This is a genomic window from Salinispora pacifica DSM 45544 (assembly GCF_000378845.1).
GTDB classification, from domain to species: domain Bacteria; phylum Actinomycetota; class Actinomycetes; order Mycobacteriales; family Micromonosporaceae; genus Micromonospora; species Micromonospora pacifica.
Window position 1 is genome coordinate 3,200,798 of sequence record NZ_KB905359.1, and the last position, 13,066, is coordinate 3,213,863.

Below are 13,066 nucleotides of genomic sequence, written 5' to 3' on the forward strand. Positions count from 1 at the left end.
GAGGCCAACGCGACCCAGCCCTGGCTAGGTGCGGACCCGGTGCCCGGCTCGCTCGAGCGCGGTGACGGCCTGATCGAGGCGGACCGCCGGGACCAGCAGGTAGTCGGTGTCGTGGGTGGAGAAGGCAACCACGGAGACGCGGGCGTCGGCCAGCGGGTCGATGAGAGCGGCCAAGCCGGTGGAGAGTGCGAGGTCGGAGGGGCCGACCAGGCGTAGGCAGCGCCAGGTGGTCTCGGTCTGTGCCGGTGCGCGCGTCGCGGGACAGATCACCGACACGCCATCGGTGGTCCAGCTCACCGTGACCACGTCATCGTCGCTCAGCCCGCCCGAGAGGCCGGGCGGCAGGGCAGAGCCGGCCGCCAGACGGCAGACGGCGTAATCACCCGGCAGCAGAGCGAGATCCAGCATGAGGGCACCTTACGGCCTCGGGCGGTTCCTACCCAGCACACCGCGTGCGGCGCACGCCACATGCAGTGCTCCGGGTTAGACCTCGGAGAAGAATGTGAGGGAGCCGACGGCTACACCGGCGTGGTGCACCGGGGTGGAGATGGCGTCAACGGTGGCGTCCGGCGCCCCCGCCGACACCCCTTTGATCCGGAGCAGCCCGCGGGCCAGGCGGCCGGAGGTGATGGCGAGGAGCGGTGGGATCTTGTCGAGTTCCGGCTCGGTCAGCTCGCCCCGGTTGGCGGTGAAATCGAGTAACCGCAGGCTACCGTCGAGTAGTGGTTGCCCGATCACGTCCCGACAGTCACCGAGAAAGAGGAGTTGAGACCCGGCGGCGGATACGGCGACCACACGAGTGTCGGCAGCGATGAGCAGGCAGGGCTCGTCTGCCTGGGAGACGGCTACCGACCAGGAGGTGACGTTGTCGTACTCCTGCTCTGTCGGTGCCACCACCGTCGGCACGCGGACTTCTGAGAGCGAGAGTTCGACGTGGGCCACCGCACCTCCTACCTAAACCCAGACGGTCTGCCCACGCTAGCGTGACCCGACGCATTTTCGCTGACCGTGCCGGCAACCGTCAGCTCACTGGTGGTGATTTGGACCGTGACCCACCGACGGTACCGCCGGTGCTCCGGCTTGTCAGCTGCCGTCGCCATACCACCGGTAGTCGGCCGCCGGACGGTAGCTGCCGTTGCGCCAGGTGCCCGGGTGCTGCGCGACCCGGGACAGCTTGGCCGCGGTTTCCGGGCTGATTCGGTTCCCCGCGGCGACGAGGAGCCGGTCCAGTTCCCGGTGGGTGGCCATCAGACAGTCCTCCGGGAGGCCGTACACGCTGATGACGCCGGAGCCGACGAACGTCAGCACCGGCGTCACCGGGATGGGTAGCCCAACCGCGTTGCTGAGGGCCTTGCTCGCCCGCTTGGCATCCTTGCGGGCCTCGGCCACGTAGGCCGGGCGCTTGCCGTTGATCTGTACGACCTCCCCGGCCACCAACACCCGGGCCCGACCGTGATCAACGATGGTGACCGCGTGGAGCCCGCTCGGGCCGATCACGAGAAAGCCGGCGCGTTCGTCCTCGGCGGCGTCGTGGAGCAGATCGAGCGAGTCGGTACGCGGCCATTCGATCACGTGCCAGGCCGGACCGAGTTGGTCGAGTCGACCCAGAGCCCGTGCTCCGGCTGCCTCCAGCCGCCGTGCGCCCCGCTCGGCCCGTCGGCGGCGGGCCCACTCGAGGGGGGAGGAGCGGGGTGGGGCGAGAGCGCCCGGGCTATCCACCCGAGGATGCGGCACCGCCATGGGCGGCAACGCCTGGGCGGAGGGTGCGGCTCGGCGAGCAGGGTAGACAGTCATCGCGACCTCCGGCAAAAGGTCCCTCGAAGTTATGTCCCCGCTACCCTACGTCGCTACTCCCCTGAGAGGGCAAGTTGGAGCGCCGGAGTGAGTGCGGATGAATGCCGTGTTCATCCATCGTTGTTTCGCCGGATACCAAGAACTCAGGCTCTAGGCTGCGATGGTGAGCCACTACGTGGACAGTGAGGTGGGCCGCCTGGGTACGGTCCTGCTGCACCGCCCCGGTCCCGAGCTCGCCCGGCTCACCCCCCGCAACAGTGGTTCGCTGCTCTTCGACGCGATTCCCTGGGTCAGCCGGGCGCAGGAGGAGCACGACGCGTTCGCCGCCGTGCTGCGCGAGCGCGACGTGGAGGTGCTGCACCTGGCGGAGCTGCTCACCGAGACCCTCGCCGGCGACGACGCGCGGGCCGAGCTGACCGAGCAGGTGCTGCGCTCGCCCCGGCTCGGCGACCAGCTACGCGCCCGGGTCGCCGCCCACCTCGCCTACCTCGACCCGGCCACGTTGGCCGGTGTCCTCATCGCCGGTCTGGCCCACGAGGAACTGCGGATCACCCGGGAGCGCCCCGGCGGCCTGGTCTACCAGCTGATGGACCGGCACGACTTCGTCATCGACCCGTTGCCAAACCTGCTCTTCACCCGCGACTCCTCGGTCTGGATCGGCGGTCGGGCCGCCGTCACCAGCCTGGCCATGCCCGCCCGCCGGCGGGAGAGCACGCTGACTGACATCATCTACCGCCACCATCCACGTTTCGCCGGCACCGAGTTCGCGTACCACCCGGGGATGGAACATCTGGAGGGTGGGGACGTGCTGCTGCTCGCCCCCGGAGTGCTGGCGGTCGGGGTGGGCGAGCGGACCACGCCAGCGGGTGCCGAGCGGCTTTCCCGCCAGGTCTTCGCCGCGGAGCTGGCGCACACCATCCTGGTCGTACCGATCGCCCAGGAGCGGGCCACCATGCATCTCGACACCGTCTGCACGATGGTGGACACCGATGCGGTGCTGATGTACCCGAACATCGCCAGCACGCTCGTCGCGTACACGGTGATCGCCGGGACGGGCGGCGACGATCCGCGGGTGCAAGGACCAGCGCCGTTCCTGCGGGCCGCAGCGGACGCGATGAAACTGGACCAGCTTCGGGTGATCGACACTGGCCTGGATCCGGTGACCGCCGAGCGGGAACAGTGGGACGACGGCAACAACACCCTCGCCCTGGCGCCCCGGCTCTGCGTCAGCTACGAGCGGAACACAGAGACCAACGCGCAGCTTGAGCGAGCCGGTATCGAGGTCGTCCCGATCGCCGGCTCGGAGCTGGGCTCCGGGCGGGGCGGCCCCCGGTGCATGTCCTGCCCGCTACTCCGCGCCCCCCTCGGCCGGGGAGACTGAGCCGGCCGCGCGCCTCCGCCGGCCGCGCGGACTCAGCGGAGGGCGAGCTGGCGGCCGAGGAGCCCGTGCCGCGCCCGTCGGGCCGCCGCATCCAGGGGGGTGGCGGCTGCCAAGGCCGCAGCGTAGCGTTCGGCGAACTCGGCCACCGGCTGCTCCCAGTGGCCGGCCGGGGTCTCCTCCGGAAGGTCCCAGACCGGCACGAGGCGTCCGTGCGCGCGGAACATTCCGGCGAACTTCGTCTCCTCGCCCAGGGTCAGGGTGCCGGCCACGCTGAGGCGGGCCAGCGCATCCAGGGCGGCGTCCTCGTCGTCGGGGAGCACCCACCGGACGTGTGCCTTCTCCGAGACCTGGCACCAGTAGGCGGCGCGGGCCGCGGTGAGCCGCACAGTCGGGTAGATCGCGGCGTCGGCCCGCTCCAGCGACGCCTGCACGGTCGGATCGGCGGCCGAGTCCGGGTCGAGCCAGAACTGGAAGCTCTTGTGCAGGGTGATCTCCAGGGGAGCATCAACCAGCACGTCCGGCAGTCGGGGCCCCGGGCCGGGCAGCGGCGGCACGCCGACCTGGCGGCCCGGCTCGGTACGCAGCGCGCAGAGCAACGCCTCGGCCAGGTCCCGGGAGACGTCACCGGACTGTTGATGCCGCTGGAGGCCGAGCAGGACCCGGCCGGTTGGCTGCACCATCGCCGGTGCCGCCACCGGCAGGACGGTGGCCAGCAGGACCTCCCGCTCGCCGAACTCGGTCACCAGGTCGGGGGCGAGGCGCAGTGGTGCGGTGGCGGCCGGCACGAGCTCGCGTAGGGCGATCCACTCCGGCTCGTCGGTCAGGCCCTCGAAGGGGCGGGGCACGAAGATGTCCCGCACCTTCTCCCGTTTCCCGGTGGTGTCCGCGGCCCGCTGGCTCTTTCGACGCTTGCTCACGGTCGGACAGCCTAGAGGGCCGCGTGGGCTGACGGGGGTCGGACCCACCCGGCCTCGCCGGTCAGGCGATCACCAGATCCGGTCCGTCGAAAGCGTTGCCGCCGACCGTCTCGGCCTGCGGTCCGACCGGCTCGGTCGGACTTCCGGCCGGCTCGAACTCAGCCCAGACGCTCTGCCCGAGGCCATCCTGGTCAACACCCCAGCGGCTGGACAAACCGGCGACGATGTGCAGGCCACGGCCGTCGGGTGCGTCGGGATCGATAGCCCGGATCCGCGGCTCGACAGGGGCACCACCGTCAGTCACCCGCAAGAAGATCCGCGGGCCGATCGGGGTGGGGCGCAGCCGCCAACCCACCCGGATCACCCCGCCCGGAAGTGGGTCGGCGTGCCGTACGGCGTTGCCCACCAGCTCCGCGAGGACCGCCACGAGATCCGCGAGCAGCGCTGGCGGTACGGCGGTGCCTAGCTCGCCGGCGAGCCAGTGCCGCGCCTGCCGGGCTCCCACCCCGTCGTGGGGAACCACCACGCACCACGTCCGTTCGGGACTCTCCGTCAACACCGTCGCCCTTCACCCCCACCGCTTTTGGTCACCCATGGGGTAGTCGTACCTCTGCGACCGTACCGCCACCGGCCTTCGGCCGGAGACATACCCGTCCATTCTGTTGCTCCACGATGCGACGGACGAGAAAGAGGCCGAGCCCGGCTCCGGGAAGGCGCTGGCCGTCGCCGGAATCGCCCTGCCAGTACTGGTCGAACGCGCGCTCCACGTGCTCTGGACGGATGCCGATGCCCTGGTCGGCGACGCGGACGGAGATGGTCTCTCCGTCGGTACCGGCGGTGACCGTGATCGGACTGGTGGGGGGTGAGTACTTGCCGGCGTTTGTACAGAGTTCGGTGAGGACCGTCGCCAGACTGGCCCGGTGACCGAGCGCCCAGGGCAGGCCGACCGGTGCGGTGAGGGTGATCCGGCGCCGTAGCTCGGCGGGGAGTTCGGTCACCGCCGCCCGCAGGGCGTCGCCCAGGTCGTACGGGGCGGGCGGCGTTCCGCCGGCGCCCGCCTCGGCGGTGGAGGAGAGGAGCCGGTCGACGAGGCGGGCCAGTTCGTTGGCGCGCTGCCCGATCTTCTGGGCGGCCAGCTGCCGGTCGGCGTCACTGAGTGCCTCCCAGTGATCGGTGAGGGTGTCCGCGTACCCCTTGATGACAGTCACGGGTGTACGCAGCTCGTGGCTGGTCACCGCGACGAAGAGGTCGTGGTCGGCGATGCTCTGCTGCTCGTCGGTGATGTCGCGGAAGGTGACCACGCGGAGCGTTCCGGGCCCCGGCAGCTCTTCCGAGGCGATCCGCAGCCAGCGACCGTCCGGCAGCCGATGGTCGAGTGCCTGCCCCGGTGGGGGAAGGGGGAACGGCGCGGGCCGACTGAGTACGTCGGTGACCGCGTGGCCGGTGATCTGGACGGCGGCGGGATTCCAGAGTTGGACGCGGGCCTCGCTGTCGACCACCGTCAGGCCATCGGCGAGCGCGGCCACGATCGGTCCGTCAACGTGCACCGGCAGGCCGCGCTGGTCGCCGTAGAGATGGGCGATGCAGGAGGCGACGTAGGCGATCACGCACTGGTGGTCCGGGCCCGGTTGATCCTCAGCGGCGGGGTAGAGGGCGTGCAGGCTGCCCACGGTGTGCCCGCTGATCTCGGCGCGGGACACCACCATCTGGGACCTGGCCGGGCCGGTGAAGTTCGTCCCGAGCCGGCCGCTCAGGCGGTCCGTGTCGAGCTGGTGGACTCTGGGTCCGGAGAGCAGACAGATGACGTTCGGGTCGTCTGCCGGCAGGGGTTGGCCGAGGGTCCGTTCGGCGGTGCCGGTGGCGGCGATCACCCGTCCACCGGTGGAGGTGAACTCGACGAAGGCCATCCCGGCGGCCCCCAGTGCCTGCTGGGTCACCCGGAGGAGTTGGCGGAGTGCCGGTGCGCCGGCCTCGCCGGAGTTGATCAGTTCGATCACCGCGGCGTGGCCGTTGATCAGAGCAGAGAAGTCCGTGCGTCTCGGCATGCCCCCGAGTGTGCACCGCCGGCCGGATCCGGGACAGGTCCGTTGGTCCCACGCTCAGCCATGGAGTCGGGTGAGCGTGGGAGCCGGTCGATCGGTGATGATGCCGTCCACCCCGGCGTCCAGCACCAGCTCCAGGTCGCGGGGTTTGTTGACGGTCCAGACGTACACCTGGTTGCCGGCTGCCTGCAGCGCGGGGACCAGGGTGGGGTGGGCACGCATCAGCGCGAGGCCGGGACCGGCGATCTGGATGCCGAACGGCAACCGATTCAGCCGAACCCCGCGCGGCAGCCTGTCCAACAGCAGCACGGCGGGTAGCGCGGGGGCCAGCGCACGGAGTCGCCGCACCGCCAGCAGCGAGAACGACATGACGGTGACCTGGAGCGGGTGGTCGGGTCTTGGCACGGTCAGTCCGTGCCGTTCGAGCAGCGCGACCAGCCGGCGCTCGACGTGTCGCCCGTACCGGGACGGGTGTTTGGTCTCGATCAGCAGCCGGACCGGCCGGCCGGCGGCGCGGGTCGCTTCCAGGAGCCGATCCAGGGTGAGCAGCCGTAGGTACGACTCGTCCAGCACCTCGTCGCCGTTGGCTCGTGCGGGTCCCGGGTGCCAGGACCCGAAGTCGAGCCCTTCCAACTCGGCGAGCGTGCGGGTGCTGACCGGGCCGTGCCCGTTGCTGGTGCGGTCCAGGCGACGGTCGTGTACGCAGACGAGGTGCCCGTCGCGGGTCAGCCGAACATCGCACTCCAACCCGTCGGCGCCCTCGTCGAGGGCGCGCAGGTACGCGGCCAGCGTGTGTTCCGGTAGGTCGTATGACGAGCCGCGGTGGGCGAAGACCAGGGGGTGGGCCATGAGGCGCGGCTACAGGACTCGGCCGGGCTGTCCGTCGCCGCCGACCACCGGCCGGCCGGTGGCGGCCCATTCGCCCATCCCGCCCTCGACGTTGCTTACCTGCTCCCAGCCGTTGCGCAGGAGGTAGGTGACGACCTGTGCGGAGCGCCCGCCGGATCGACAGATGACGGCCACCTCGCGGTTGTCGGGCACTTCGGACAACCGGGTGGCGAGCTGGGTCATCGGCAGGTGATGGGCGCCGGGGGCGTGGCCGGCGAGCCACTCGTCGTCCTCGCGGACATCGAGCAGGTACGCATCGTCGTTGATCTCGGTCACGGTCACGGTGGGTACGCGGGGTCCGAACACGGCCTCCAGCTTAGGGGCCGGGCGCTTTGGGTGGGTGTTGCCGGTTGGTCAGAGCTGGGTGACCCACCGGGGGTTGGCCCGGGCCCACTGCGGCACCCGCTGGTTCTGGATCGCGGTGAAAATCCCGGCGCCGCCCTCCTCCAGGACGACGTAGGAGACCTCGTCGATGGTCTGCGGGTAGGACGGCAGCCGGATCCCCCGTAGGGCGTCCGCCGGCAGGTCCCGCAGCGCGAGAAGCAGATCCGCCAGGAGTACGCCGTTGGTGTCCACCGTCAGTGAGTTGCCGACCGCTCGGATCACCTGGTCCAGGCGGACCGGGTTGGTTCGGATCGAGGTCTCGGAGGTGCGCTGCAGTATCGCCCGGAGGAGCTGTTGCTGGTGGGTCTGCCGGTCGTAGTCGCCGTTGGGCAGGTCGTAACGCTGGCGAGCGAAGTCCAGCGCGGTGCCGCCGTCCATCTCCTGGCACCCGGGGGTGAACACCCGGTCGGTGTGGATGGAGCGGAACTCGGTGTCGACGCAGATGCGTACGCCGCCGAGGTGGTCGATGACGTCGCGGAAGCCGGAGAAGTCGACCTTGACTGCGCCGTCGAAGCGGATGCCGGTGAGCTGGGCGAGGGTCGCGGAGAGGAGTTGGGTGCCGGATGCTCCGCCACCGCCGTGTTGGTACGCGGCGTTGATCTTGTCTACCCCGCCGCTGAAGCCGGGGGCCGGGGGGATGATGACCCGAAGGTCCCGGGGCACCGACATCAGGAACGCCTCCCGCCCGCCGGCCGGCACGTGCACGATGAGGATGGTGTCCGACCTTCGGTCGGCGGTGGCGCTGCTGCTTCGCCACCGGTCGGTCCCGATGAGCAGGAAGTTCAGCGGACCGTCCAGGTCGGTCCGGCTCCGCCGGGCGTCCGGGTCGAGCAGCTCCTCCCGGGTCACCGTCTGGTCGTACCGATGGGCGAGCCGGTAGAGGCCGACCGCGGCGACGCTGGCCAGGATCACCAGCGCGAGGCCGACGCCGAGTAGGAGGCGGGGCCAACGTGGCCGTCCGCGCCGGACGCCCGCGTCGGCCCGCTCCCGTCCGCCCCTCGACCTGGACGTGGTTCCTCCCCGCCACCGTCTGTGAGTAATCCTCGCATCAGGCTACGGTTCGGCACGCCACCGGCGGGTCCGTTCGCTGGATCCCAACCCGGTCGGGTCGACGCTGGCGGCGCTGCCCCGGCGTGCGGGGTCAGCTGTCGGCGTCGCTCTCGTTCGTCGCGACCCAGTCGGCCATGCTGTCCGCGGAGATGGCCTGGTACATCGCGAGCGCCTGCTCCCGGTCGGAGATCACGACTGATTCGCCGTTGATGGTCTGGCTGCCGTTGTGCGGGCTGGTCACGAAGGTCAGATTCTCCCCCCGCAGGCTGCGGAACTGGAGGGCTATGTCGATCAGGGAGAAGTCTTCGTCAACGGTGACCGCGGCGGTTACGGCCTTGAGGAAGTCGTTCATCTTGACTGGGTTGGTGAGCGTTCCGGTGCTGGCCGCCTTGCCCATCAGCGCGCGCAGGAACTCCTGCTGGTGCCGCATTCGGTCGAAGTCGCCCCGGGGGAACTGCTTGCGCTGCCGGACCCAGTCCAGCGCCTCGGCGCCGTCCATGTGGTTGACACCCTCGGTGAAGGTTCGGTAGGGCTTGTGGATTGAGGTGATCGTCTTCTCCACGGTGAGATCAACGCCGCCGAGCGCATCCGTGACCTCTTCGAACCCGCCGAAGTCGATCGCCATGACATGGTCGAGGCGGACATCGGTGAAACACTCCACGGTGCGGACCGCCAAGGGGAGGCCGCCGAACGCGAAAGCGGCGTTGATCTTCCTCCGCTGCCCCGAGTCGCAGGCGGCGCTCGCGCTCTCCGGGACCGGCACGTACAGGTCACGGGGGATCGACACCAGGTATGCCTCCTGGTGGTCGCTGGGAATGTGCAGCACGATGATCGTGTCGGCGCGCCACTCGCCGCGTTGGTCCATCGGCGCGTCCGGATCCCGGGAGTCCGTGCCGACGAGGAGGATGTTCAGCGCGCCATCAACCGTCTTGACCGGTCGGTCCTCGGTTTCCCCGGGCGGGAACGGATTGGTCCGGTCGAGGTCGTTGTCGAGGCCGCGAGCGTAGAACCAGGCCCCGGTGCCGGCGAGCAGCGCGCACACCAGCACCGCGACTCCGGCCACCAGCGCGATCCGGCCCCAGCGAGGACGCGGGCCACGCCGCCCCGGCCCGGGGCGACCACCCGGCCGCCCCGGGCCACCCGGGCCACCGGGACCGCCAGGGCCGAGGGGCCCACCACCGGTCGGTCCGGTCGGTCCGGTCGGGCCGGTCGGCGCGGGGTGCCATCCCGTCGGCGCGGGGCGGGCACGTCCGGTGGCGCTGGGGCCGGCCACCCGCGCCCGCCCGGAGCTGCGGCTCAGGTACGGGAGCGGGTAAGCGGCGGCGGTGGTCGCTGACATGCGAGTCAGGGTACGTCGGGATGCTGTAAGCCGGTGGCACCCGAATTGGCGATGGGCCGCCGTGGGCGGCTACCCGAGCCGGTCGCGAAAGTATGCAATCGTGCGGCGCAGGCCCTCCTCGGGCGTAACCTCCGGCTCGAAGTCGAGGAGTTCCCGGGCCAGGGTGAGATCCGGTCGACGCATCTTCGGATCATCCGCGGCCCGGGTGACGTAGGTCACCTCGGAGTTGCTCCCGCAGAGTGACACGATCGACTCTGCCAGTCGACGCATGCTCAGCTCGTGCTCGGTCCCGCAGTTGACCGGCCCGGTCTCGGTCGAGTCCAGCAGTAACAGGATGCCCCGCACCAGATCATCGACGTAGCAGATGGAGCGGGTCTGGTCCCCGGTGCCGTGCACGGTGATCGGCTCGCCGCGCAGGGACTGGGCGATGAACGTCGGGATCGCCCGGCCGTCGTCTGGCCGCATCCGTGGACCATAGGTGTTGAAGATCCGGACAATGGCGACATCGGCTCCCCGGCTCCGGTGGTACGCCATCGTCGCCGCCTCGCCGAACCGCTTCGACTCGTCGTAGACGCTCCGGATCCCGATCGGGTTGACGTTGCCCCAGTACGTCTCCCGCTGGGGGTGCTCCAACGGGTCCCCGTACGCCTCGGAGGTGGAGGCCAGCAGGAACCGGGCACCGTCGGCGACCGCCCGGTCCAGCAGGTGCAGGGTGGCGACCGAGCCGACCCGGAGGATCTCCACCGGCAGCTTCTCGAAGTCGGTGGGGCTGGCCGGCGACGCCATGTGCAGGATGGCGTCGAACCGTTCGGCGAGGGCGGGGTGGTGCTCGGGAAGCCCGTCGGAGATATCCGCCTCGACGAGCGTGAAGGTCGACGTCTCCGCCAGATGGGCGACGTTCTCCTTGGACCCGGTCACGAAGTTGTCCACCGCCACGACCGTGCAGCCACGGGCGAGGAGGGCGTCCACCAGGTGGGAGGGGACGAAACCCGCCCCGCCGGTGACGAGGATGCGATGACCGGGGCCGAAGCGTTGCACAACCTTCATGGCGGCCACCCTACCGAGCAGTCGGTTCCCGCCCGGCGCGGAAGGGCCGGGCCGGGGCATCGGCGCCCCGCCCGGCCCGCCCGGGTGCCGCCGGCTCGGCCCAGGGGTGTCGCCGCCCGGACCGCGATGTCACCGCCCCGGGACGGTCAGTGCGCGCCCGCGCCGGTGAGCGAGCGAACCTCCAACTCGGCGTAGCGCTGATCGTCGCGTTCCTTGGAGATCACCGTCCCGAACCAGCCGCAGAGGAAACCGAACGGGATGGAGAGCAGGCCCGGGTTGGACAGGGGGAACCACTGCCAGTCCTGGTCGGGGAACATCGCGGTCGGTGAACCGGAGACGACCGGGGAGAAGAAGACCAGGAAGACCGCGGCGAAGAGGCCACCGTAGATGGCCCAGACCGCGCCGTTGGTGTTGAACCGCCGCCAGAAGAGGCTGTAGAGGATCGCCGGCAGGTTGCCCGACGCAGCCACCGCGAAGGCGAGGGCGACCAGGAAGGCGACGTTCAGGTTCTGCGCGAAGATGGAGAGGACGATCGCGATCGCGCCGATCACCAGGGCGGAGATCCGCGCCACGGCTACCTCCTGCCGCTCGGAGGCGGTGCCGTTCTTGACCACGTTGGCGTAGAAGTCGTGCGCCAGGCTGGACGAGGAGGCCAGGGTCAGGCCGGCGACGACCGCCAGGATCGTCGCGAAGGCGACCGCCGCGATGACCGCCAGCAGGGTCGCCCCGCCCAACTCCCCGCCGAGGAAGTCCACCCCCAACACCTCGGCCAGCTGCGGCGCGGCGGTGTTCCCGGCCCGGTCCTGCGCGGTGATCGCCTCGCTTCCCACCAGCGCCGCGGCACCGAAGCCGAGCGCGAGCGTGAGCAGGTAGAAGGTGCCGATGATGCCGATCGCCCAGAGGACGCTCTTCCGGGCGGCCTTCGCCGTCGGCACGGTGTAGAAGCGGATGAGGATGTGCGGCAGGCCGGCCGTGCCGAGCACCAGCGCGACGCCGAGGGAGAGGAGATCCAGCTTGCTGTAGAAGGTTTTCAGGGCGTCGCCGGGGGTTTCGACGCCGTACCGCAGCCCCGGTGCGAGGAGGGCGGAACCTTTGCCGGAGGCGTCCGCCGCCTCCCCGAGCAGGTCGGAGAGGTTGAACTTGTACTTCGCCAACACCAGCAGTGTCATCACGACGGCGCCGCCCATCAGGAGGAACGCCTTCACGATCTGCACATAGGTGGTGCCCTTCATGCCGCCCACCGTCACGTAGGTGACCATCAGCGCGCCGACCATGATGATCGTGGCGATCTTGGCGGCGTCTGCGTCCAGGCCGAGGAAGGTCGTACCCGGCTTGATGCCGAGCAGCAGCGCGACCAGCGCCCCCGCACCGACCATCTGGGCGAGCAGATAGAAGATCGAGACCGTGATGGTGGAGGCCGCGGCGGCCGTCCGTACCGGACGCTGCCGCATCCGGAAGGCGAGCACGTCGGCCATCGTGTAGCGGCCGGAGTTGCGCAGCAGCTCGGCGACGAGCAGCAGCGCCACCAGCCAGGCGACCAGGAAGCCGATCGAGTAGAGGAAGCCGTCGTAGCCGTAGAGGGCGATCAGGCCGGCGATGCCGAGGAACGACGCCGCCGACATGTAGTCGCCGCCGATCGCCATGCCGTTCTGGAAGCCGGAGAAGGAGCGGCCACCCGCGTAGAAGTCGGTGGCGGTCTTGGTCTGCCGGCTGGCCCACACCGTGATCGCCAGCGTCACCGCCACGAAGACGAGAAAGAGCGTGAGGGTCAGGTTCCGGGCGGTGCTGTCACCCGCCTCAGCCGCGAGGACCGTGGTCATGGGGCACCTCCCCGATCTCCCCGATCTCCGCGCGGATCCGGTCCGCCACCGGATCGATCCGGCGGGCGGCGTACCAGGAGTAGAGCCAGGCGATCAGGAAGGTGGAGGCGAACTGGAGCAGACCGAAGACCAGCGCCACATTGATATTGCCGACGATCTTCGTACCCATGAGGTCCCGCGCGTACGCGGACAGGATCACGTAGAGCGCGTACCAGAGGAAGAACGCGACGGTCATCGGGAAGACGAAGCCGCGCAAGGCGCGCCGCAACCCGGCGAAGTCAGCCGACCGTTGCACGGCCAGATAGCGTTCCGCCGTCGACTCGGCCGGGTCGGACGCGGGTGTGTCTGTGGACATCCGTGGCTCACCACCTTCACAGGTATCCGGGGTTTCGCGCACGGTAGGG

General features: G+C 70.3%; 14 protein-coding genes. 1 reads left to right on the plus strand and 13 read right to left on the minus strand.

The annotated features are described in order from the left end of the window. Window positions 1-24: 24 nt before the first annotated feature. From SALPAC3_RS0114565 to SALPAC3_RS0114575, 3 genes are all read right to left on the minus strand, one after another. Window positions 25-408 carry an ACT domain-containing protein gene (locus SALPAC3_RS0114565; RefSeq protein WP_018221957.1) on the minus strand — a complete coding sequence of 128 codons (384 nt, stop codon included), beginning with the start codon at window positions 406-408 and terminating at the stop codon, window positions 25-27. A gap of 75 nt (window positions 409-483) precedes the next feature. Continuing rightward, window positions 484-942 (minus strand): hypothetical protein, encoded by a 459-nt coding sequence (locus SALPAC3_RS0114570; protein WP_018221958.1) that lies wholly within the window; start codon window positions 940-942, stop codon window positions 484-486. A 141-nt stretch (window positions 943-1,083) separates the two neighbouring features. Next, entirely contained in the window at window positions 1,084-1,794 is a 711-nt protein-coding gene (locus SALPAC3_RS0114575) for a hypothetical protein (protein WP_026185574.1), read from the minus strand. A gap of 160 nt (window positions 1,795-1,954) precedes the next feature. Between SALPAC3_RS0114575 and SALPAC3_RS25815 the strand changes: the two genes are divergently transcribed. After that, a complete protein-coding gene (locus SALPAC3_RS25815; RefSeq protein WP_018221960.1) occupies window positions 1,955-3,175 on the plus strand; it encodes an arginine deiminase in 1,221 nt (406 codons plus the stop codon). Window positions 3,176-3,207: 32 nt separating this feature from the next. On the opposite strand, the gene SALPAC3_RS0114585 is transcribed toward SALPAC3_RS25815, so the two are convergent. The 10 genes from SALPAC3_RS0114585 to SALPAC3_RS0114630 all read right to left on the minus strand — a co-directional run bounded on the left by SALPAC3_RS0114585 (window position 3,208) and on the right by SALPAC3_RS0114630 (window position 13,017). After that, a complete protein-coding gene (locus SALPAC3_RS0114585; RefSeq protein ID WP_018221961.1) occupies window positions 3,208-4,092 on the minus strand; it encodes a DUF5926 family protein in 885 nt (294 codons plus the stop codon). A 61-nt stretch (window positions 4,093-4,153) separates the two neighbouring features. Next, window positions 4,154-4,618 carry an ATP-binding protein gene (locus SALPAC3_RS0114590; protein ID WP_018221962.1) on the minus strand — a complete coding sequence of 155 codons (465 nt, stop codon included), beginning with the start codon at window positions 4,616-4,618 and terminating at the stop codon, window positions 4,154-4,156. A 61-nt stretch (window positions 4,619-4,679) separates the two neighbouring features. Further along, window positions 4,680-6,137 carry a sensor histidine kinase gene (locus SALPAC3_RS0114595; protein WP_018221963.1) on the minus strand — a complete coding sequence of 486 codons (1,458 nt, stop codon included), beginning with the start codon at window positions 6,135-6,137 and terminating at the stop codon, window positions 4,680-4,682. Window positions 6,138-6,191: 54 nt separating this feature from the next. Continuing rightward, window positions 6,192-6,983 carry a glycerophosphodiester phosphodiesterase gene (locus SALPAC3_RS0114600; RefSeq protein WP_018221964.1) on the minus strand — a complete coding sequence of 264 codons (792 nt, stop codon included), beginning with the start codon at window positions 6,981-6,983 and terminating at the stop codon, window positions 6,192-6,194. 9 nt (window positions 6,984-6,992) lie between these two features. Continuing rightward, window positions 6,993-7,328, minus strand: a complete 336-nt coding sequence (locus tag SALPAC3_RS0114605) for a rhodanese-like domain-containing protein (RefSeq protein WP_018221965.1) — start codon at window positions 7,326-7,328, stop codon at window positions 6,993-6,995. A gap of 48 nt (window positions 7,329-7,376) precedes the next feature. Then, the gene (locus tag SALPAC3_RS0114610; protein ID WP_018221966.1) at window positions 7,377-8,318 is read right to left on the minus strand and encodes an LCP family protein; all 942 of its coding nucleotides are present in this window, start codon (window positions 8,316-8,318) and stop codon (window positions 7,377-7,379) included. Window positions 8,319-8,547: 229 nt separating this feature from the next. Next, the gene (locus SALPAC3_RS0114615; protein ID WP_080635183.1) at window positions 8,548-9,795 is read right to left on the minus strand and encodes an LCP family protein; all 1,248 of its coding nucleotides are present in this window, start codon (window positions 9,793-9,795) and stop codon (window positions 8,548-8,550) included. Window positions 9,796-9,864: 69 nt separating this feature from the next. Then, a complete protein-coding gene (locus tag SALPAC3_RS0114620; RefSeq protein ID WP_018812308.1) occupies window positions 9,865-10,842 on the minus strand; it encodes an NAD-dependent epimerase/dehydratase family protein in 978 nt (325 codons plus the stop codon). Between the two features lie 146 nt (window positions 10,843-10,988). Next, window positions 10,989-12,662: a solute symporter family protein gene (locus SALPAC3_RS0114625; RefSeq protein ID WP_018221969.1), complete on the minus strand. Its 1,674-nt coding sequence runs from the start codon at window positions 12,660-12,662 to the stop codon at window positions 10,989-10,991. Further along, window positions 12,640-13,017, minus strand: coding sequence for a DUF485 domain-containing protein (locus SALPAC3_RS0114630; RefSeq protein ID WP_018221970.1), 378 nt, complete (start codon window positions 13,015-13,017; stop codon window positions 12,640-12,642). The genes SALPAC3_RS0114625 and SALPAC3_RS0114630 overlap by 23 nt, the downstream gene beginning before the upstream one ends. Window positions 13,018-13,066: the final 49 nt, after the last annotated feature.